Source organism: Candidatus Pandoraea novymonadis, assembly GCF_003004665.1.
GTDB lineage: Bacteria > Pseudomonadota > Gammaproteobacteria > Burkholderiales > Burkholderiaceae > Pandoraea > Pandoraea novymonadis.
In genome coordinates, this window is sequence record NZ_MUHY01000001.1 from 740227 (window position 1) to 761482 (window position 21256).

Genomic DNA, 21256 nt, shown 5'->3' on the forward strand with positions numbered 1-21256 from the left:
GCAGGTGCCATCACCCCGGGTTTAGTTCAATAATTCTAAAACACGCTCCATTTTCATGAAACGTGAACCTTTGACTAGTACCGTAGCGGGTCCCTTCACATAAGCTTTCAATGTCGAAACGAGAGATTCAACGTCTTCAAAATGTTCGCTGCCCGAACCAAAAGTTTGGCAAGTAATTCTTGTCGCTTGCCCAATACCAAACAAATATTCAATGCCGTGTTCCGAGGCATATGCGCCCACTTCGCCATGAACTTTAGGACCAATATCACCTACCTCCCCCATATCGCCAAGCACCAGGATGCGAGGTGCTCGCATTTGCGCCAACACATTAATGGCAGCCATTATGGAATCTGGATTAGCGTTATATGTATCATCTATAACGGTCGTCCCAACAAGCGAACCATATTCAATTGTCGACACCTGCATGCGACCATTAACTGGCTTAAACTGCTCGAGACCACGCACAATCGCCCCTATATCATCAATCTTTGCCCCAAGTACACAGGCGATCGCAGCCAATGCGTTACGGGCATTATGCACACCAAGAACTGGCAATGTCAGGGAGAAATCGCCCACTGGGGTCATGACATGGAGATTACGTGTAACGCTGTCATAGCAGCCTGATACAGAAGCAGCTGCATCCATTGCAAAATCAATGACCTGGCGATTCCCCGCGATCTCTCGCCATAGAGGAGTGAATATCATATCGTTCGGAAACACCGCGACACCATCCTGCGGTAACGCTGCCAATACAGCAGCATGCTCACGAGCAACAGCTTCGACATTTAACATAAACTCCTGATGCTCACGATGAGCATTATTGATCAATGCGATGGTCGGCTGTGCAATATTCGCCAGATAGGCTGTCTCACCTGGGTGATTCATCCCAATCTCAAGCACGGAAAAACGATGAAACTCACGCAAACGCAGCACTGTCAACGGCAAGCCGATATAGTTATTAAAATTACCTATGGTAGATAGACTAGCATCTTCACCCACGACCTGCGCGAAGATCGCAGCAACCATTTCCTTGACAGTGGTTTTACCATTGCTTCCAGTCACAGCGACGATAGGCATGGTAAAACGACGACGCCATGCCATAGCCAGTTCTCCAAGTGCCAACTTAGTATCTGGCACTATCAACGCTGGCGTATAAAAACCAACTGGGAAACTAGATACCAACAAAGCACTTGCGCCTGCACGTACAACATCCTCGAGGAAATCATGTGCATCAAAACGTTCTCCTTTAAGCGCGACGAATAAATCACCAGGCTGCACCGCACGGCTGTCAATCACAATTCGATCAAACACTACGCTACCATCACATCCCTCAAGCGAAGCCTGGAACAGCGCATTTTGTGCATCCTTTAAACGCCATAGCATCATTCGCCATCTCCTCGTGCCATCGTGCTTCGAGCAGCCAGCGCCAAACGAGCATGTTCTTGATCAGAAAATGGCCACTTCTTTCCCATTATTTCTTGTGTATTTTCATGCCCCTTACCTGCAATCAATACAACATCTGTTGGATTGACACCCCCAATAACCTGCAAAATCGCACTAGCGCGGTCCTCGATACAACGGACCAGTGCCGGTACTCGACAACCTGTTGTAATCTGGGCAATAATTTTAGCAGGTGATTCACTACGAGGATTATCACTCGTCAACACAATAACGTCGGCGAACTGCTCTGCGACCGCCCCCATCAACGGACGTTTACTAGGATCACGATCCCCACCGCAACCAAACAGACAAACGAGTGAACCCTGACGCGCATGTGCAACAGACCGCAAAGCTCGTAGTGTCTTGTCCAAAGCATCCGGCGTATGAGCGAAATCAACAATAATAAGTGGTTGATCTGCCGCCTGGCTAATCAGCTCCATCCGACCAGAAACAGACATCAAAGACGGCAGCACAACCCGTTCAAAATCTACATGCACACCACTGGCCAATGCTGCACCTAACACCGCAAGGACATTGCTAATATTGAAGTCACCAATAAGTGGTACACTCAACGGAATAATGCGATCATCCCAATTTAACATGAAACTCGTTCCTACAAACATCGTATGTACATCAGTAGCACGCAAAACACGATGTCCGTAAGAGGACGTAATAGGACCACCAATACCATACTCTATCACCGGCGTCTTACCCGCCAATCTCCGAAGTAGACGTTTACCCATAGCATCATCACGATTTATGACTGCCGCACTCAACCCCGGCCAATCGAATAAACGCGTCTTATTAGCTTCATAAGCTGCCATAGTGCCATGATAATCAAGATGATCCTGAGTCAGATTGGTAAAAACCGCAACATCAAACGCAACACCCGCGACCCGGTCCTGATGGAGAGCATGAGACGAGACCTCCATTACAACAGCTTCCGCCCCATGTGCACGGAAATCTGCAAGACTGTGTTGCAGTTGCGCAGCATCTGGCGTTGTAAAACCTGTCTCACTCAACTGCCCTGGGAACCCACTGCCAAGTGTACCAATAACAGCCGTACATTTATCAATTTTTGTTAACAATTGTGCAAGCCACTGGCTACAAGATGTCTTACCATTAGTGCCTGTCACGCCGATCGTCAACATAGCATCACTAGGCTCACCGCACCACAAAGCCACAAGTGATCCAGCCAATTGATTGAGATTCGCGACACCACAATGCGGAACATCCGTCAACACTGCTGGCCATTCGAAATGACCAGTCTGCCAAACAATGGCACCAGCACCACACTCAACTGCATCGAAAATAAATTGACGGTTATCCACACCGCCAACGGAATATGCCAAAAATACGTCACCAGGGCGTACTCGACGAGTGTCGGCGCACAATACAGCACCAGCTGGAACATGTTCACACAACCAATCGTAAGCGGTTTGTAATGCGCTGCGCTGGGATGAAAGATCGAGCATCGACATCACGGTACCCATGGCTTACTCTCCTCCGCTTTCCCACTGATAACCAACTGAGTGACAGGAGAATCTGGCGGCACTCCCAATGAACGCAACGTGCTCCCAACGATATTCCCAAATACCGGGCCTGCAGCAATACCTCCAGAATGAGAACCGCGACTAGGTTCATCAAGCATAACGGCCACAATAATCCGTGGATCAGACATCGGCGCCATGCCAACAAATGACGCACGGTATTTACTCTTGTCGTAGCCTTTACCAGAATGTTTATAAGCAGTCCCTGTCTTACCACCAACACGGTAACCGATCACTTGTACCTTCTTTGCCGTACCACCCGGCAATGTAACCATTTCCAACATCTTGCGTACTTGACGGGCAGTCAACGGAGAAATAACTGGTTCACCACGAACGTCCGTCCCATCCGTCTTATAAATAGAAATGGGTAACAACCTACCATCATGCGCAAAAATCGTGTAAGCACGGGCCAATTGAATAAGCGAGGCGGACAATCCATAGCCATAAGCAATCGTAGCCTGTTCGATCGGGCGCCAGCTCTTAGCAGGGCGCAGACGACCGGCAACAGCACCAGGAAAACCGACTTGCGGTGCTTGACCTAAGCCAACGCCACTTAACATGTCCCACATTTCTTGTGGTTTCATTTGCAACGCCAACTTGGCAATACCAATATTGCTCGACTTCTGAATTAAACCTGAGACTGTGAGCATGCCATAATCGTGTGTATCCGTAATGGTTGCACCATTTAGCGTCCAGCGGCCCTCGGTGAGCACTAAAGAATTAGGTGTTACATAGCGCCGCTCGAGTGCCGCAGCAACGGTGAATGGCTTCATGATAGACCCAGGCTCAAACGTGTCAGTTAAAGCACGATTGCGCAACTGCGCACCTGTCAAATTGCTTCTATTGTTTGGGTTATATGTCGGCAAATTAGTCAACGCCAACACTTCACCTGTATTCGCATCTAGAACAATGGCGCTACCTGCTTTGGCTCCAGTTCGCTCCAGTGCTGCCTTTAACTCGTTATATACAAGAAACTGAATCTTACTATCGATGGACAACACGACATCGTCCCCATCACGAGGTGACACAAGAACATCACTTCCCTCGACAATACGGCCAAGACGATCCTTAATAACACGACGGCGCCCAGGCGTTGCCGCGAGCAACTTTTGCATCGAAAGTTCGACCCCTTCTTGGCCAATATCCTCGACATTCGTGAAACCTAAGATATGAGCTGCAATCTCACCTTCTGGATAAAAACGCTTATACTCATTCCGCTGATATAAACCAGGAATGCCAAGTTTAGCAATCTGCTTGGCCACATGAGGCAATACCTGACGTTTAATATAGACAAAGTTCTTTTTCTGATTAAACTTCCTCTTGAGCTCATTTTCACTCATGTCAAGCAACTTCGCCAATTCACCCAACTTAGAAGCAGACGAATCTCCGGCGCCATCTTCCGGAATAGCCCAAATGGCACGTACTGGCAAACTCGTCGCTAACACTTGTCCATTACGATCCAAAATCTTTCCACGCGTCGCTTCCATTTCTACGGTACGTTCATAGCGCGATTCCCCCTGACGGTGATAAAAATCATTACCTGGTCCTTGAATCCAAAATGCACGTCCCGCGAGTACCAGAAACGCCGAAAAAACCAGAAATACAAGCAACTTGGAACGCCACATTGGCAAACGCATTGACAGCAAAGGACTCGCCGAGAATTGCACGTCCTTTGATTTCCTTTGGACATCATGACGAAGATTCACCGTGAACCCCCGCGCAATGAAACAGGTAAGACTGAAGCGCTTGGAATTGGCACCGCAATATTTATCGCTGCCCGTTGGGGCATCGATAAATATTGCGTGCATCCCGGTAATACAGATCGCATAGTCAAATCATTGCGGGCAACTGATTCTATACGCACACTCTTGCTCTGTACGCTTTGTTCATATTGCAAACGCTCCCACTCCTGCAATAGCTGACACTGAAGCTCCAACTCACGATTTAATTCGACAAATGTGCCGCGAGCACAATACTGTGCCTTGATCTGGGAGAGCGCACAACCAATCAAGAGAAACAACAATAGGATATTAAGCCGACTCACAATGCCACCCGCTCAACAATACGCATGATGGCCGAACGTGCACGAGAGTTCTCAGCGATTTCCTTGGCACAAGGTTTGACCTTCCCTACCAATTTGTAAGGTGGCGGGGCAAATTGATGAGCGCGCATCGGTATCCGACGATCTATTGCCTCCACGCTCGTCAGTGTTCGCATAACTCGCTTGACGATGCGATCCTCTAGCGAATGAAAACTGATAACCACGAGTTTACCTTTTTTTTCTAAAAGATCTGCCGCCGCATCAAGGACTATTTGCAAATCCACAAGCTCTTGATTCACGTGAATCCGTAAGGCCTGAAAGGTACGTGTTACAGGGCTCTTACCCCTTTCACGAGTTTTAACGACACCTGCAACGATCGAGGCAAGCTCTCCAGTAGTAACAAGTGGCCCAAGACGATCGCTATCCATCCTACGGGCAAGAAGCGCCTTTGCAATCTGAAAAGCAAACCTTTCTTCCCCATAGCACTTAATCACCTCCGTTATCTCTTGAACAGTCGCCCGAGCCAACCATTCAGCAGCAGATTCCCCTCGTGTGGGATCCATACGCATGTCGAGAGGACCATTGAAACGAAAACTAAATCCACGAGTAGGATCATCCAACTGTGGTGACGAAACACCAAGATCCAACAACACTCCAGCTACTCGGGTAACCCCATATCCAGCCAGCACATCACGCAAACGCGCAAAGCTTTCATGAGCAATCGAAAATCGAGGGTCTATGATTTTTTTCGCCTCTTCGATCGCTTGAGGATCTTTATCTAATGCAATAAGTTTTCCTCTATCACCCAAACGTTCCAAAATCCTACGGCTATGCCCGCAACGGCCTAATGTACAATCAACATAAATGCCATCATCACGCCATAGCAAAGCATCCACGGCCTCTTCGAGCAGAACCGTGCGGTGTTGCATTTCCATTTCCGCCGCGTTTGCCATGCTTTATCAGACCATCCAAATCATCAAAAAATGAACTGCTTCAATGTCTCGGGCATACCTTTTGCCATCGCGGCCTGCTCATTGAGCGCATACATAGCGGCGTCCCAAAGCTCAAAATGGCTAGCCATGCCTAACAACATAAGTTCTTTGTCCAGTCCAGCCGAAGCACGCAACTCCGGCGGAACCAAAACACGACCTCCAGAATCCATCTCAACATCAGCGGCGTTACCGAGAAAAATTCGACGCCACCACTGTGCCTCCATTGGCAACGCAATAATCTTGTTACGGAAGACTTCCCATTGGTCACGTGGAAATAAAAGCAGGCATCCCTCAGGATGTTTGGTGATAGTCACCTTGCCTTCAGTCTGACTCACCAACACATCACGATGCCGCGCCGGAATCGACATTCGCCCTTTTACATCCAGTGAAAGTGCTGAAGCTCCTTGAAACACCCTCGTCCCTGTAACTATTGAATTAAAAAATTCACGCCCCAAAAGGCACACAAAAATACACTTTCTCACACTATTCCCCACTTTAGAGAAAGGCGTAGAGTCGGTCAAGCTTTTTGACATTTTTCATAAATGGATTTTAAGAAACAGGAAACGATACTCTTCCATAGAGTAAAAATTGGAAGAGTCCGTTAAAAAAAAGAAAAGATAACGAAGACAAATATTGAAAATTAGATCTCAAAAATCATACTCATCAGTATGACCTGACTAACCTTAAAGATTTAAAGAAAAGCATGCGTGCATGCATTATTATAAAAAAGGAGGATGCTATCCGAATGTCACATCCGAGTGAGGATGCAATAGCATAAACAGAAGCAGTCAAAATACAAACCAACAGGATACGAAGCCTAAAAAGAAAGGAGTCTAATAACTACGAAATCGATACTTGAATTTCTTTTATAGTCATATGTAGTAAGCGATTGTCGTCATCATTTTTGCACAAACACTCATGGCTTTCCGGATGGGCCAAGATAACTCCACCCCTCCAGAATCAAGCGCGGCCTGAGCGTGGGCTGCCTCGTCAAGACGCATCTGATTAACGATCGCGCGTGACTCATAATCATGCAATGGCAAACTCTCAAGATGATTATTGAGGTGATTCTCCACCTGCCACTCGGTCTCCGCCATAAAACTCAGGCTGGTTTTATCGCCAATTTTTCCAACACAAAAACCTATTATGAATGCCCCTGTATACCATAGCGGATTCAATAAGCTCGGGTGTGAACCTAAAGTCGACAGACGTTCAGCCGTCCAGGCGAGGTGATCTTCTTCCTCTAACTGCGCATGTGCAAACGCATCGCGCAACAAGATATCCTTAGTAGCAAGCTTTTGTGCTTGATAAAGAGCCTGAGCGCATACTTCGCCCACGTGATTCACCCGCATCAGCCCAATCACATGACGCTTCTCTTGTAGCGAAAGCAGCATATCAGCGGGGTTAGTATCGAAAGTGGGTACCGGTCGCGTCGCACGCGTTATCCCTAAAATCGCCTGCAAACCACGGTCAAACTCGTTAATCAACCGATCGATCAACACCATTTGGATTCCTTCCATGATCTTGTCCATGTTTTTTAAAATTTCATTACAACCACAACACTATCAAAGATCACATAAATAAAGGAAGTCAAAAACGTCTCCAAATCTTGGGAAACATCTACAGAAGCACAAGAAAAGTATAAAAATACTCCAGATCAATATTAGCAGCAGTGTTGCGTAAACGAAACACTCTTGGCAGAAATATAAAAAATTAGCACACCTTAACTTTGCCCAGGATCATGAATTTGCTACAGTTATGTCGAACTTCTCGCGAAGTTGATTAACAAGATCACGTTACGCCAGTGCCCTTGTTAAACAAACCTCACCAAATTCTGGAGATCACTCAATGAAAAAGTCGCTTCTCGCTCTGGGCGTACTCGGCGCCTTCGCAGGTGCTGCTAATGCACAAAGTAGCGTGACGTTATATGGTATCGTTGACGCCGGCCTTACATATGTCACCAACGACTCGGGTCACAGGAAGTTTTTACAAAGCGACGGCAACATGCAAGGTAGCCGTTGGGGTCTGAAAGGTACAGAAGATCTGGGTGGTGGTCTGAAAGCAATTTTCGTCTTGGAAAACGGTTTCTCTGTCAGTAACGGATCATCAGGCCAAGGTGGCCGCCAGTTCGGTCATGAAGCCTATGTTGGTCTATCTAGCAATACAGCTGGTACCATCACCATGGGCCGTCAGCAAGCTTCTGTTACTGACTTCGTTGGTCCGTTTGCCTCCGCTAATCAATGGGGCACGGGGTATAGCAGTCATGTCGACGAGAACGATATTTTAGGCGGTAGTTTACGTATAAATAACTCAGTCAAGTACACTACAGCTGACTACGCTGGCTTTAGCGCAAGTGCTATGTATGGCTTCAGCAACCAAACCGGTGACGATTTCGAGGGTGTACATCCACTTTCTGAAACCTTTGGTTTTAGGAATAACCGTGCATGGTCAGTAGGCTTAGGCTACACCAATGGACCGCTGTCATTGGGTGCTGGTTACATGTACATGAACAAACCAAATTCGGTTAGTAACTCCGGTCTCAATAAAACCGCTGGTGGAGCTATTTCTGGCGAAACAAGTCACCCACTAATACTCAGTAATCCTACTGACAAAGCAGAAACCTACGCACTGGGCGGTTCCTACGATTTCGGCCGTAGTGCAGTTGGTCTGATTTACAGCCGTAGCGCATATAATTATATGCCAGAAGCCGTTATGGCTTTTTCTAATTACGAAGACATTGAACTGAATGGTAAGTACATGCTTTCTCCGTCTTTGCAGCTGGGTGCTTCGTACACATACACATGGCACAAACTTAGTATGAAATCACATCCCAGAACCGAAAAATCACGTTACCACCAGTTCAATCTGGGCCTGGATTATTTCCTCTCCAAGCGCACGGATATGTATTTAGTTGGTATGTATCAAAAATCTATTGGTGATTGTTTCGCTGAGGTCTACAACCTAGGCCCTGCAGATGTGAAAGACCAAATCGGCGTGACTGCTGGCATTCGTCACAAATTCTAAACAGTAAATAGACGATAGTTTTTTCGTCACTTGGCTTAGTAAGGGGCACCTTTGGGTGCCCCTTTTATATTCATAAAAAATAAGGAGTATAACCATTTCATCAATTTAGAGAAAAATATCCCTATAAATTTTAAATCATTGAAGCAGTTGGTTATTTTCTAGCAACTACTGCCTAATACTAAGTATCCGTCCATGAGATTCAAAGGATTTGTTTCAGGCCAGACAGATTTCAATAAATAGAAATATGTGTTCTTTATTCGCTCGCCCAATGACGAAAGAGAAGAGTTCTAAAATCCACGGGGAGCGAAAAAGATAGATGCCACCATGACAAACAGAGAGTGTTGCGACGTCAATTTGACGAAGTTTAGCGATAACAACTTTCCCCTTGATACAAATATATGAGTACGCAACTCCAAACGAGTTGGATTATGTAGCAAAGGAATCGCTATGCTCTTGCTCATCTGCGAAGCCACTTCAGTAAGATTAGATACCCACTGATCTTCATGCCTGAATCTTTTTTAATATGTACTAGCTAGACATGGCGATTCGCTAAAAAGCGCTCGACACTCACAATATTCCAAAACGAAAGCTATACAAGGCAATCAATTTTTGAATGCGAGAGACCTACGATAGGTGGTAGATAAAAATTCTACATGCAATATTTTAGCCACTTTGATTTAATAAATTGTATAAGAACCACCTCGATTCAAAAACACTTCAACTTTTTTTATCAGATTAGGATTTTCTTTCCAGACGTGCTGAAAAAGCTATAAACCCTACTAAAATGGTACGCACAAAAGATCTGAAGGAGATGCTGACTATCATTACCAAATCAAGAATTATGGAAAAATTAAAACAGTCACATGATTGATTCTTTATTTATTACTTAGCATTCATCAGAGCAACAGCGGTGTCAAGCATACGGTTTGAAAAACCCCACTCGTTGTCATACCACGAAGTCACCTTGACCAAACGACCTGACACTTTGGTTAAGGTGCTATCAAAGTTTGAAGAAGCAGGATTATGGTTGAAGTCAATAGATACTAGGGGTGCACTGTTATATGTAGCGACTGCCTTCAACGGACCTTCAGCTGCATCCTTCAAAATTGTATTAACTTCATCAACTGTTGTTTCGCGCGCAGCGATGAAAGACAGATCGACAACAGAAACGTTGATCGTTGGCACGCGAATGGCAAAACCATCCAGCTTGCCATTCAATTCTGGCATTACCAAACCGACCGCCGATGCTGCACCGGTTTTCGTCGGAATCATGCTCATGGTCGCCGAACGTGCACGGCGTAGGTCTTCATGGTAAACGTCAGTTAGAACTTGATCGTTAGTGTAAGCATGGACCGTAGTCATCAGCCCATTCTCAACACCAATTTTCTCATGCAATGGTTTCACCAACGGCGCCAAACAATTAGTCGTACACGATGCATTCGAAATTACCGTATGTGTGGATTTCAAAACATGCTCGTTAACACCAAACACAACTGTTGCGTCGACATCATTCCCACCTGGCGCGGAGATAATAATCTTTTTCGCACCACTCTTCAGATGAGCGCTGGATTTTTCCTTTGAGGTAAAAAAACCTGTACATTCGAGTACAATGTCTACTCCCAACTCACCCCAAGGCAATTCGGCAGGGTTGCGTTTCGCCAACACGCGAATCTTGTCGCCATTGACAATCATAGAATCAACACCGATCGACACCGTGCCCGGAAATTTTCCGTGTGCTGTGTCATACTGCGTCAAATACGCATTAGTTTCTGCATTGCCGAGGTCGTTAATGGCGACGATTTCGATATCATGCTTTTTAGCACCTTCGTAGTGGGCACGTAAAACGTTGCGGCCAATGCGGCCATAGCCGTTGATAGCTACACGAATGGTCATAGAGGTTCTCCGTTAAATCAAATGGAATCAGTCCAGTACGGACTTGACCGTTGCAACCACATGGGCAACAGTAAAACCAAAGTGCTTGAATAATATTTCAGCGGGAGCCGACTCACCAAAGGTATCAATACCCACTACCCGACCTTCAAGGCCAACATATTTGCGCCAGAAATCAGTAACACCAGCCTCAACCGCCACACGTGGTAAACCATGCGGCAACACACTTTCACGATACTCCTTATCCTGACGATCAAACACATTCGTCGATGGCATTGATACAACCCTTGCACCCACATTCTCAACCGCCAAGAGTTCAGCGGCTTTCAGTACCAAATCGATTTCTGAGCCCGTGGCAATCAACACAACTTTGACATTGGCAGCATCATGTAAAACATATCCGCCCCGATGGATCGCTGCGATTTTTTTATCATCACGCGGAACAAACGGCAAGTTCTGACGGGAAAAAATCAACGCACTTGGACCACGATCAACTGCTCTATTACGTTCAATAGCGTGAACCCACGCTACCGCAGATTCCACAGTGTCACAAGGCCGCCAAACATCCATTTGCGGAATCAAACGCAAGCTAGATACATGCTCAATTGATTGGTGGGTCGGGCCATCTTCACCTAGACCGATCGAATCGTGGGTGAATAAAAAAATTGAGCGAGTTTTCATCAGTGCAGCCATACGTAACGCATTACGGCTATAATCAGAGAAAGTCAAAAATGTACCGCCGAACGGAATGTAACCACCATGCAGTGCGATACCATTCATAATAGCGCTCATACCAAACTCGCGCACACCATAATTAATGTAATTACCGAACTTGACACCTTTCTCATGCGCTACTCGAACTGCTTTGCTAGCTTTCCAATTTGTCAGGTTTGAACCTGTCAAATCAGCCGAACCACCAAGAAATTCAGGCAATACAGCAGCAAGTCCTTCAATCGCGAACTGAGAAGCTTTTCGCGTTGCGACAGTCTCTCCTTTTTCATCGATACGAGCAATCAGTTTATCTGTTTTCGACTTCCAATCAGCTGGTAATTCACCCTTTATACGACGGAGGAATTCAGAGGCCTGCGTCGGATACTGCTTAGTGTAACCGTTAAATTTATCGTTCCAAGCCGCTTCTGCCTTAGCGCCGGCAACCTTCGCATCCCAAGCAGCATAGACATGGGCTGGCACTTCGAAAGGTATGTGTGACCAGCCTAGAGCAGCACGCGTCGCGTCGACCTCATCGGGACCGAGTGGCGAACCATGGACATCGTGCCCCCCTTGCTTGTTCGGAGCACCCTTTCCGATAAGAGTCTTACAGCAAATCAACGTCGGGCGATCGCTATTACGAGCTTTCGCAATAGCTGCATCGACCGCATCGATATTATGGCCATCGATGTTGCGAATCACATTCCAGCCATAGGCTTCGAAACGCTTCGGGGTATCATCAGCGAACCAGTACTCCACGTCACCATCGATCGAAATACCGTTATCGTCGTAAATAGCAATCAATTTATTCAAACGCAACGTACCCGCCAGTGAACAAGCCTCGTGTGAAACACCTTCCATTAGGCAACCATCCCCAAGGAAAACATACGTATAGTGATCGACAATAGATAAATCTGGCCGGTTAAACTCTTGGGCCAGCAATGCTTCGGCTAATGCAAATCCAACAGCATTGGCCATACCTTGCCCAAGTGGACCAGTGGTCGTTTCTATCCCAGGCGTAACACCCACTTCCGGATGACCAGGTGTCTTGCTATGAAGCTGACGAAAATTTTTCAAATCTGAGATAGATAGATCATAACCGCTGAGATGTAATAAGGAATAAATCAGCATTGATCCATGCCCATTCGACAATACGAAGCGGTCTCTGTCGGCCCAATGGGGATTAACCGGATTATGTTTAAGATGGCGCCCCCATAACGCTACCGCGATATCAGCCATGCCCATCGGGGCCCCAGGATGACCGGAATTGGACTGTTGAACGGCGTCCATGGAAAGGACACGAATGGCATTAGCCATCAGCGTAGCAGAAACGGAAGAATAAAAATTCGTCATAGTGACCAATCGGAGGAGCGTGATTTACCCGCGGAAACTCTAAGTTGCGTATAAATAAGAAATCAAAAAACTGAGAAACCCCTTCAGTTTACCAGATACACGCATTACTGCGTGAGGAGTCTATTGACTAATTTCGACAGTTGGTCGTGATCTCACAAATAAATGAGTCATAAACAAAGAGAACGTTGTACATAAATTCATATAAAATCTACGCTTGATAGCTCAAGTTGAGCATATTGTGTATGCTTCTACTTTTCCAGAACCGGTTCGGGTACACATTTAAAAATTAAAAAAGAAGGGTAGTCATCTTGATCTGATCCAAAATTTTTTTGACACACTGAAAATGCAGATTTTTTGCTTCTATTTATGTTTAATTTTTTGGAACCAACCCTGTCAATTTAAAACCTTAAACTAGCTACAGATGCAATTTTTTGAAAAAAATCGCGCATTTAGCGCGAAAAAATACGAATTTTAGTACTAAAAAAATTTTCAGGAAATCTGCTGTTATTTTCCGATATGTCTCATATTACGGTTGACGTCAGTCTATGCCACGATTTTTTATCGATGCGGACCTTCAGGTTGGTTTACCAATCAATTTACCTGGAAATCTCGTCCACCACATCCAGGTTCTGCGCCTTCAAAAAGGTAATATCATTACTCTGTTCAGCGGCACCGGTGGGGAATATCGCGCCATTTTACTTAATATCTGCAAAAAACAGGCAACTGCACAGGTTATTGAATACATCATACGCGAAGCCGAGTCACCGTATCACATCACGCTAGCCCAAAGTATTGCCAGTGGTACAAAGATGGATTGGATCATCGAAAAAGCAGTCGAACTCGGCGTTTCTGCAATACAACCGCTAACAACCGAACGTGCCGTTACACAACTTTCTGGTCAACGAGCTATCAAACGTGTTACACATTGGCAAAATCTGGTACGAGCTGCTTGCGAACAATGCGGACGAAACCGCATCCCATCGATCAATCCAATACAAACACTCACTCGCTGGCTCAGTTCAAGCTCTAAAGATTTTCAGTGGCGCATATTATTGTCGCCAAAGGCCTCAGAAGGATTCGAAATATTACCAATACAGGCTCCACACTCCCCCGGGGTGTTACTTTTCGGTCCTGAGGGTGGCTTATCCGAGGCCGAAGAATCCGCCTCACAAGCAAATGGCTTCACTTGTATTCATTTAGGCGCACGGATCTTGCGCACAGAAACCGCCAGTGTGGCGGTACTGGCTGCGCTAGCCGCCCGCTGGGGAGGGTGGTGATAGCCAGAATCATGTTGTGTGATGTTATTTGTGATGACGCACAGTTTCTCGCAGTCATTTCTCGCCACGATGGAGATGGATTTTCCTCGATAATGATAATATTGGAGGTCATCTCTAGCGCGATAGTGAAGCCAACACAAAAAGCCATATGATAGATGATCTCGCGATCCATACCAGCAAGTTCCTACACGACAAAGATCTGGCCAGAATTCCTAAAAACACTGTAATCATAAGAAAGCTTTTCTATAGGTGTTTTTAGTCAAATTAAAGAAACGAGCAAAAGCCAGAATCAAGTCTCCTAAGCGCCATAACCGATACGAAAGCCTAGTGGTTAGTAACAGCCCAACCTGAGAGAAAAAGAAATATTTTGATTAATTTCTGCTTTTTCTTAGCTTTGATACTGAGAGAATTTACGGAGATAAAATCATTAATGAAAAAAGTCATGCAAACCTACAACAGAAAAATATATTTCCACTATTTACCAATACAAAACCGGCTAAAAATCAAGCCTAGCAGGTCGTCGGACGTAAATTCGCCGGTGATAGCGTTTAGTTGTTCTTGTACGAGCCGAAGTTCCTCCGCGAATAGCTCGAGTACTCCTCCATTCTGTATGACGTGAGCAGCGGCAGCTTCAGTATGCGCACGTGCTTCACGCAAAGCCGCAAGATGACGTTCACGCGCCAAAAATAAACCTTCATTCCCCGTTTGCCAGCCAGCAATCTTTAACAGCTCTTCCCGTAGTAAGTCAATCCCATTCCCTTCCTTTGCTGACAACAGTATTGACATCGGCAGGTCAGCATATGCGTGAGTGACAGCCGAAGGCTCACTGAGCAAATCGATTTTATTTAACACGCGGATAACCTGCACACCCGTTGGCAAACGCTTAGCGATGTCTTCATCCTCGTCCGTCATACCAACACGAGCATCAAGAAGATGCAGCACTATATCTGCTTTCGCAATTTCACCCCAACTGCGCGCAATTCCCATTAATTCCACCTCATCATGCGTCTCACGCAGGCCAGCCGTATCAATAATATGCAGTGGAATTCCATCTATTTGAATGGTTTGCTGGACCTTATCACGCGTAGTACCTGCAATCGGTGTCACAATAGCCAATTCTGTCCCAACTAATGCGTTTATTAGCGAGGACTTTCCGACATTTGGCTGCCCTGCAAGTACCACACTCAACCCTTCACGTAATAAAGCGCCCTGTTTTGCATGAGCGAGTATGCGGTCTAATTGCATTTGAATACTGGATAACTGTCCCTGTGCATCTGCTATTTCAAAAAAATCGATTTCCTCTTCTGGAAAATCTAGTATCGCTTCTACTAACATGCGCAAATTAATAACCCGATCAACCAATTGATGAATCTCTTCTGAAAACCTGCCTTCCAAAGATCGACTGGCCGAACGTGCTGAGGCTTCTGTGCTTGCCTCAATCAAATCTGCGACGGCTTCAGCTTGCACTAGATCCAGCTTATTATTCAAAAAAGCACGATGCGTAAATTCACCTGGGGATGCGAGACGAATTCCTAACGTTTCACCAGCCTCCAAGCAGCGTTGCAACAATAATTTCAAAACAATCGGACCACCGTGCCCCTGCAGCTCCAACATATCTTCACCTGTATAAGAATTTGGCCCTGGAAAATACAGTGCAATCCCTTGATCTAAGGTGCTCCCGATACCATCCAAAAACCGCAGATATGAAGCATGACGAGGTTTAAGCACTTGACCAACGAGTTTTTTAATTACCTCCTGCACGGCATAGCCACGCTGTGTACCGAATGAAACGCGCACGACGCCAATGCCTCCTCGTCCACAGGCAGTAGCAATGGCGGCAATCGGTACAGAAATATTCGTATTACTCATAGGGGCAATATGCTTTTTTAAATACAATCCAATTTCAGCTGCAAAAAATAAAATCGCCCACGAGAAAAGACCCGCGAGCGGAAAAATTTTTCTAGGTAATTTGCCGTGTCAAATAAACTTGTTTGTTTTCTTTTTTTCTAACATCTGGTTGATAGACCATTGCTGTACTATGGATAAAATATTATTTACCACGTAGTACAATACCAAACCTGATGGTAAAAATAAAAACATAATCGAAAAAATCAAGGGCATAAACATCATGATCTTTGCTTGCATTGGATCCGTCGGTGTCGGATTCAGTTTAGTCTGGATGAACATCGACACTGCCATCAGCACCGGCAAAATATAAAAGGGATCGGGCGTCGATAAATCGTGAATCCAACTTAGCCAGGGTGCGCCACGCATTTCCACACTCGACAGCAAAACCCAATACAGAGAGATGAAAACTGGAATCTGAATCAAAATCGGCAGACATCCCCCAAATGGATTAACCTTTTCAATCTTATATAGCTCCATGAGGGCGGCGTTCATTTTTTGGGGTTCGCCTTTATAACGCTCACGCAAAGCTTGCATGCGGGGCGTAATTTCCTTCATACGTGCCATCGATCGATAACTTGTAGCTGAGAGTGGGAAGAAAATCAGTTTAATGATAACGGTCACTGCAACTATCGCCCAGCCCCAATTTCCGAGGATACTGTAGATCTTCGAGAGCAACCAAAATAAAGGCTTAGCTAGAATTGTGAAGAAACCATAATCCTTTGTCAGTTCTAATCCCGGCGAAATTTTAGCTAGCATATGCTCTTCTTGAGGACCAGCAAATAAACGCGCATCAACCGTCGCCGATTGTCCAGGAGAAATGTTAGCAACAGACGTTTTCATACCAACACGATACAAATCGTTGCCCAGTTTGTTGATATAGTTATCGTGGTCTGTATTTTCCTTAGGAATCCATGCAGATGCGAAGTAATGCTGCACCATCGCGATCCAACCATCAGTGGAATGTTTGTTATAGGTGGCTTTATCCTTGTCAATATCGCTAAATGAGATCTTTTGGAACTTGTCTTGTGTACTAAAAACAGCCGGACCTGTAAACGTGTGCGAAAACTTTGCGCCGCTAATCTCGCTACCATCACGCACCAACTCCATGTAGAGCGTTGGTTTTGCAGCAACAGTTCCAACGTTGATGATCTGATTTGAAACGTCGATTACATAACTACCACGATGAAATATGTAGGAACGAATGAGTTGCAAACCACCTTTCTCCGCAGACTGCAGCTTAATCGTAAGTGTATCGCCGGTCATTTCTGTAGGACCTGGCACTTGCGTAAATGTATCATTGTGATTCGGGAAATCACCGCCGATCAAACCTGAACGAGCAAGGTACGTGTGTGTGGGGGTATTATTGAATAATAAGACATGCTTATCAAGCTCACCGTCGCCCCTCCATTGAGTGAGAGCAAGGTACGAGAACGTACCTCCTCGCATATCAATTTCCGAGTCATACACATCGGTCTTGACACGCAATTTTTTTGATGCCTCACCAATAGAAACATTGCCTGGCGTGATATATGGCAATTCATTCACTGCGACTTTACTCCTGCTCTCCATTGCTGAAGTTGCAACTTCAGGTGTTTGAAAGAACAAAGATGAATGGCCATTCGCCTTCTGCCAGTTATCGAAAAGCAGAACTATTGACAGGGCGAAGATACTCCAAAGTATGGTACGTTTCATGTCCATGCGGAAACTCTTATTGGACGCAATCAGGAAAGGCCTGCAAGCCGCGCCGATGAGACAGGTTCGACGAACAGGAAGAGATAGGCGGGTACAAACTCCATCGTCTGGGCAAGCGTCAACGCTTTTGGTCGGTGGCACATAATCGAGACCACCTGAATGAAATGGATGACAGCGAAACAATCGCCGTGCGGCAAGATAAGTCCCATAGACTGTACCATGCGTTTTAAGTGCCATGCGTGCGTAATCAGAGCAGTTCGGATAAAAGCGACAACGCATACCCAGCCAAGGACTGATCGCTAGCTTGTAAGCCCGCAAGATCCACAATAACACGCTTCGCATTTCGATACGCCTCTCAATCCAGTTTTAAGGCCTAGTCGACTGCACCTGTTTCGAGGAATTGGATACCAATCGAATTTCAGGCAGGTTTGTCACAACACGCTCGATCGAGCACCTCAGAAAAAAGCTGTTCAAATTCCGTCTTCACCCATGTTTTCAAAACAGGCGCGCCGGCAGCTTCGTAAGCGCCTTTATCGAAGCGACAGGCAAGCCGCAACACGAAGTCCCATCCAGCCAATTCAGCACTGCGTCGACGAAACATCTCTCGTGCTTGACGCTTGATCAAGTTTCGCGTCACAGCGCACGGCGCATGTTTTTTTCCAATCACAATCCCAATGCGGCCCATATTTAGACTGACATGAGCAATATTAGGAACACAGGATTCGTTCATCTTTTCGATCATGAGTGCTTCACCTATTCCTGACAGTGACGTTTTTGAAAATTTTGCTTCATCACTCTCAAAAAAAGCTCTCACGATGGGTGAATGAAAGTGCTCACGCGGTCTCATATACAACACGAAATGCGCAGAACGACGCAAAGAACGACAACGAAAAACGGATGAAAACTCATCCGTTTTGAGAAGCCGCATGGCCCTCGGGAAGCAAGCTGTAATATCCTCCTCCTCGTGCTTTACGGAATTCACACAAAAAATCCAAGGAGTAAGACTGCGTCTAAGTTAGCCAAAGCCAACTTAGACAGCCAAACGGTGACGCCCTTTAGCACGACGAGCAGAAATAACCTTGCGGCCTCCACGGGTCTTCATTCGGACCAAGAAGCCATGAGTACGCTTACGACGCGTCACGGAAGGTTGATAAGTACGTTTCATTATCCACTCACTGGGTAAAAAATCTGGAAAATTTAGTCAGCGCAACAGGCAAAAATCCAGACTTCAATATATCTTACCTGTAACAGTAAAATCGAGGAAAAGTTGGAGGGCTTTTATAACTAGCCCTCCATTTAATCGCTTTTCCTATTCTGTGTCAACATCTCAATATCCCATGCCATGGGCCGGCATTAAGAAATGCTTTTGCGAAAACCAAGTTGGTTTATTTATTCATCTGCTATTTTTTATGCCGAGCGCAAACAATTCCCTGTGGATAACTCGCCTTCTAAGCACTTTGGCGGTAAAATTGGAAGCTAAAAAATTAATTCGCAGACTTTCCGGTAACGTCACATTATAAATAGTGTTCTGTTTTTGTCCGTCTGCTGATGCTGATAATCGACAAAGTAAGGTTTGTTGAGATATTTCAAGCTATCACTACATACCGCACTCGGCAACATGTAAGAGCATGACCGGTAGTCTGCATTCACTGATTCAAATAGCTTACCAGAGTCGATTTCCAAATTGATGAAAGAGGAAATCGAGCTGGCAATCTCTGTCCCTTTGGAAACACACGCTGCATGGATGATTTTTGGCAACACTGTGCCACCCACCTAGAGCAAGAACTCACTCCCCAGCAATTTCGGACGTGGATTAAGCCGCTCACACTTGTAGATTTTGACGAGACATCACGCACACTCAAAATTAGCGCACCAAATCGTTTCAAAGCTGATTGGGTCAAGAGCCAGTTCTCCGAACGTATTCGAGACATGGCCACTAAATTTTGGGATGCACCTATCAAAGTAGTTTTCGTGCTAGAAACAAAAACAGGTTTCGCCGCAACACCGGTATCAAGCCCTATTGTTACACCGAATGTCAACATGAATGTGGCCTCGCCTGATACGTTTATAGATGGTGAGCATGCAAATTTAGAAGCGAGCGAAGCCAATGTATTAAGTCGTAACTGGCGTGTTCCAGCAAAAGTGCCGGCTCTCAATAATGAGATTGAATCAATTTATGAACGATCCAGGCTTAACACAGTGCTGACCTTTGATAATTTTGTCACAGGCAAATCGAACCAACTTGCACGTGCAGCGGCAGTTCAAGTGGCGGACAACCCAGGCACATCATACAACCCTCTTTTCCTCTACGGTGGTGTCGGTCTTGGCAAAACACACTTGATTCATGCAATTGGCAATCAATTATTACAAGACAAAAAAAATCCCCGGATTCGTTATATTCATGCAGAACAGTATGTTTCAGACGTAGTGAAGGCATATCAACGTAAAGCTTTCGACGAGTTCAAACGTTATTACCATTCGCTCGATTTGCTCCTAATTGATGATATTCAGTTCTTTTCCGGGAAAAGTCGTACGCAAGAAGAATTTTTTTATGCATTCGAAGCACTGATTGCAAATCGTGCGCAGGTGATTATAACCAGTGATACGTATCCAAAGGAAATCACAGGTATCGACGATCGCCTCATATCGCGTTTTGATTCAGGACTGACAGTCGCCATCGAACCACCCGAGCTCGAAATGCGCGTAGCAATTCTGATCAAGAAAGCAAAAGCCGAGGGTGTTGACCTATCAGAGGATGTGGCATTTTTTGTCGGGAAACATCTTAGATCGAATGTACGAGAACTCGAGGGATCATTACGTAAAATTTTGGCATATTCAAAGTTTCACGCTCGAGAAATTACAATCGAGTTAACTAAAGAAGCACTGAAAGATTTACTGACGGTTCAGAACCGCCAGATTTCGGTCGAAAACATTCAAAAGACCGTTGCAGATTTTTATAATATTAAAGTGGCAGACATGTATTCGAAAAAACGTCCGGCAAATATCGCTCGTCCGCGTCAAATTGCGATGTACCTCGCGAAGGAATTAACGCAGAAGAGCTTACCAGAAATTGGTGAATTGTTCGGTGGACGTGATCACACAACCGTGTTGCATGCTGTTCGAAAAATTGCGAATGAACGAAGTAAGGATATGCAGCTAAATCACGAGTTGCATGTGCTAGAGCAAACTCTCAAAGGATGAAATTATGCATCGAAGATCAAAGATAAAATATAAGTACTAAAAACTGTCTATTTTGCATAAAAATCCGTATGAAGGCATGCTGAAAAAATGGATGATGACCACCTTCATATTGATGGTGGCTACGTTCAGTGTGATTTTGGATAAAATGGAATTTTAAGGCACAATGCTGATGTACTCCTC

16 protein-coding genes are annotated in these 21256 nt (G+C 45.4%); 3 read left to right on the top strand and 13 right to left on the bottom strand.

Annotation, left to right across the window (positions count from 1 at the left end):
* Nucleotides 1-21 precede the first annotated feature (21 nt).
* From BZL35_RS03110 to coq7, 7 genes are all read right to left on the bottom strand, one after another.
* On the bottom strand, nt 22-1386 hold the full coding sequence (locus BZL35_RS03110; RefSeq protein ID WP_106182718.1) for a UDP-N-acetylmuramoyl-tripeptide--D-alanyl-D-alanine ligase: 1365 nt from the start codon (nt 1384-1386) through the stop codon (nt 22-24).
* Complete coding sequence (locus BZL35_RS03115) at nt 1383-2921, bottom strand: UDP-N-acetylmuramoyl-L-alanyl-D-glutamate--2,6-diaminopimelate ligase (protein ID WP_106182877.1); 1539 nt, start codon at nt 2919-2921, stop codon at nt 1383-1385. The genes BZL35_RS03110 and BZL35_RS03115 overlap by 4 nt, the downstream gene beginning before the upstream one ends.
* Nucleotides 2921-4627: a peptidoglycan D,D-transpeptidase FtsI family protein gene (locus BZL35_RS03120; RefSeq protein ID WP_245916342.1), complete on the bottom strand. Its 1707-nt coding sequence runs from the start codon at nt 4625-4627 to the stop codon at nt 2921-2923. Before BZL35_RS03120 ends, BZL35_RS03115 begins: the two co-directional genes overlap by 1 nt.
* Nucleotides 4628-4692: 65 nt before the next feature.
* Complete coding sequence (ftsL, locus tag BZL35_RS03125; protein WP_106182720.1) at nt 4693-5034, bottom strand: cell division protein FtsL; 342 nt, start codon at nt 5032-5034, stop codon at nt 4693-4695.
* Nucleotides 5031-5984 carry a 16S rRNA (cytosine(1402)-N(4))-methyltransferase RsmH gene (rsmH, locus tag BZL35_RS03130; RefSeq protein WP_106182721.1) on the bottom strand — a complete coding sequence of 318 codons (954 nt, stop codon included), beginning with the start codon at nt 5982-5984 and terminating at the stop codon, nt 5031-5033. Before rsmH ends, ftsL begins: the two co-directional genes overlap by 4 nt.
* Nucleotides 5985-6007: 23 nt before the next feature.
* Nucleotides 6008-6436, bottom strand: coding sequence for a division/cell wall cluster transcriptional repressor MraZ (mraZ, locus tag BZL35_RS03135; RefSeq protein ID WP_106182722.1), 429 nt, complete (start codon nt 6434-6436; stop codon nt 6008-6010).
* Nucleotides 6437-6895: 459 nt separating this feature from the next.
* Nucleotides 6896-7525: a 2-polyprenyl-3-methyl-6-methoxy-1,4-benzoquinone monooxygenase gene (coq7, locus tag BZL35_RS03140; protein WP_106182878.1), complete on the bottom strand. Its 630-nt coding sequence runs from the start codon at nt 7523-7525 to the stop codon at nt 6896-6898.
* A gap of 346 nt (nt 7526-7871) precedes the next feature.
* Here coq7 and BZL35_RS03145 point away from each other — a divergent pair, with 346 nt between their 5' ends.
* Complete coding sequence (locus BZL35_RS03145) at nt 7872-9047, top strand: porin (protein WP_106182723.1); 1176 nt, start codon at nt 7872-7874, stop codon at nt 9045-9047.
* Between the two features lie 882 nt (nt 9048-9929).
* On the opposite strand, the gene gap is transcribed toward BZL35_RS03145, so the two are convergent.
* A complete protein-coding gene (gap, locus tag BZL35_RS03150) occupies nt 9930-10940 on the bottom strand; it encodes a type I glyceraldehyde-3-phosphate dehydrogenase (protein ID WP_106182724.1) in 1011 nt (336 codons plus the stop codon).
* Nucleotides 10941-10967: 27 nt separating this feature from the next.
* Nucleotides 10968-12998 (bottom strand): transketolase, encoded by a 2031-nt coding sequence (gene tkt / locus BZL35_RS03155; RefSeq protein ID WP_106182725.1) that lies wholly within the window; start codon nt 12996-12998, stop codon nt 10968-10970.
* A gap of 545 nt (nt 12999-13543) precedes the next feature.
* Here tkt and BZL35_RS03160 point away from each other — a divergent pair.
* The gene (locus BZL35_RS03160; RefSeq protein ID WP_106182726.1) at nt 13544-14275 is read left to right on the top strand and encodes a 16S rRNA (uracil(1498)-N(3))-methyltransferase; all 732 of its coding nucleotides are present in this window, start codon (nt 13544-13546) and stop codon (nt 14273-14275) included.
* Between the two features lie 474 nt (nt 14276-14749).
* Here the strand turns inward: BZL35_RS03160 and mnmE are convergent, their stop codons facing one another.
* The 4 genes from mnmE to rpmH all read right to left on the bottom strand — a co-directional run bounded on the left by mnmE (nt 14750) and on the right by rpmH (nt 19040).
* Nucleotides 14750-16144 (bottom strand): tRNA uridine-5-carboxymethylaminomethyl(34) synthesis GTPase MnmE, encoded by a 1395-nt coding sequence (gene mnmE / locus BZL35_RS03165; protein ID WP_106182727.1) that lies wholly within the window; start codon nt 16142-16144, stop codon nt 14750-14752.
* Between the two features lie 108 nt (nt 16145-16252).
* Nucleotides 16253-18217: a membrane protein insertase YidC gene (yidC, locus tag BZL35_RS03170; RefSeq protein WP_106182728.1), complete on the bottom strand. Its 1965-nt coding sequence runs from the start codon at nt 18215-18217 to the stop codon at nt 16253-16255.
* A 76-nt stretch (nt 18218-18293) separates the two neighbouring features.
* Nucleotides 18294-18803: a ribonuclease P protein component gene (gene rnpA, locus BZL35_RS03175; RefSeq protein ID WP_106182729.1), complete on the bottom strand. Its 510-nt coding sequence runs from the start codon at nt 18801-18803 to the stop codon at nt 18294-18296.
* 102 nt (nt 18804-18905) lie between these two features.
* On the bottom strand, nt 18906-19040 hold the full coding sequence (gene rpmH, locus BZL35_RS03180; RefSeq protein ID WP_106182730.1) for a 50S ribosomal protein L34: 135 nt from the start codon (nt 19038-19040) through the stop codon (nt 18906-18908).
* Nucleotides 19041-19615: 575 nt separating this feature from the next.
* Here rpmH and dnaA point away from each other — a divergent pair.
* Complete coding sequence (gene dnaA / locus BZL35_RS03185) at nt 19616-21076, top strand: chromosomal replication initiator protein DnaA (RefSeq protein ID WP_106182731.1); 1461 nt, start codon at nt 19616-19618, stop codon at nt 21074-21076.
* Nucleotides 21077-21256: the final 180 nt, after the last annotated feature.

Coding starts and splice junctions, on each gene's coding strand:
- BZL35_RS03110 (WP_106182718.1), bottom strand. CDS start 1,386: ATGATGCTATGGCGTTTAAAGGATGCACAAAATGCGCTGTTCCAGGCT.
- BZL35_RS03115 (WP_106182877.1), bottom strand. CDS start 2,921: ATGTCGATGCTCGATCTTTCATCCCAGCGCAGCGCATTACAAACCGCT.
- BZL35_RS03120 (WP_245916342.1), bottom strand. CDS start 4,627: ATGCGTTTGCCAATGTGGCGTTCCAAGTTGCTTGTATTTCTGGTTTTT.
- rsmH (WP_106182721.1), bottom strand. CDS start 5,984: ATGGCAAACGCGGCGGAAATGGAAATGCAACACCGCACGGTTCTGCTC.
- BZL35_RS03145 (WP_106182723.1), top strand. CDS start 7,872: ATGAAAAAGTCGCTTCTCGCTCTGGGCGTACTCGGCGCCTTCGCAGGT.
- gap (WP_106182724.1), bottom strand. CDS start 10,940: ATGACCATTCGTGTAGCTATCAACGGCTATGGCCGCATTGGCCGCAAC.
- tkt (WP_106182725.1), bottom strand. CDS start 12,998: ATGACGAATTTTTATTCTTCCGTTTCTGCTACGCTGATGGCTAATGCC.
- BZL35_RS03160 (WP_106182726.1), top strand. CDS start 13,544: ATGCCACGATTTTTTATCGATGCGGACCTTCAGGTTGGTTTACCAATC.
- mnmE (WP_106182727.1), bottom strand. CDS start 16,144: ATGAGTAATACGAATATTTCTGTACCGATTGCCGCCATTGCTACTGCC.
- yidC (WP_106182728.1), bottom strand. CDS start 18,217: ATGCGAAGCGTGTTATTGTGGATCTTGCGGGCTTACAAGCTAGCGATC.
- rnpA (WP_106182729.1), bottom strand. CDS start 18,803: ATGCGGCTTCTCAAAACGGATGAGTTTTCATCCGTTTTTCGTTGTCGT.
- rpmH (WP_106182730.1), bottom strand. CDS start 19,040: ATGAAACGTACTTATCAACCTTCCGTGACGCGTCGTAAGCGTACTCAT.
- dnaA (WP_106182731.1), top strand. CDS start 19,616: ATGGATGATTTTTGGCAACACTGTGCCACCCACCTAGAGCAAGAACTC.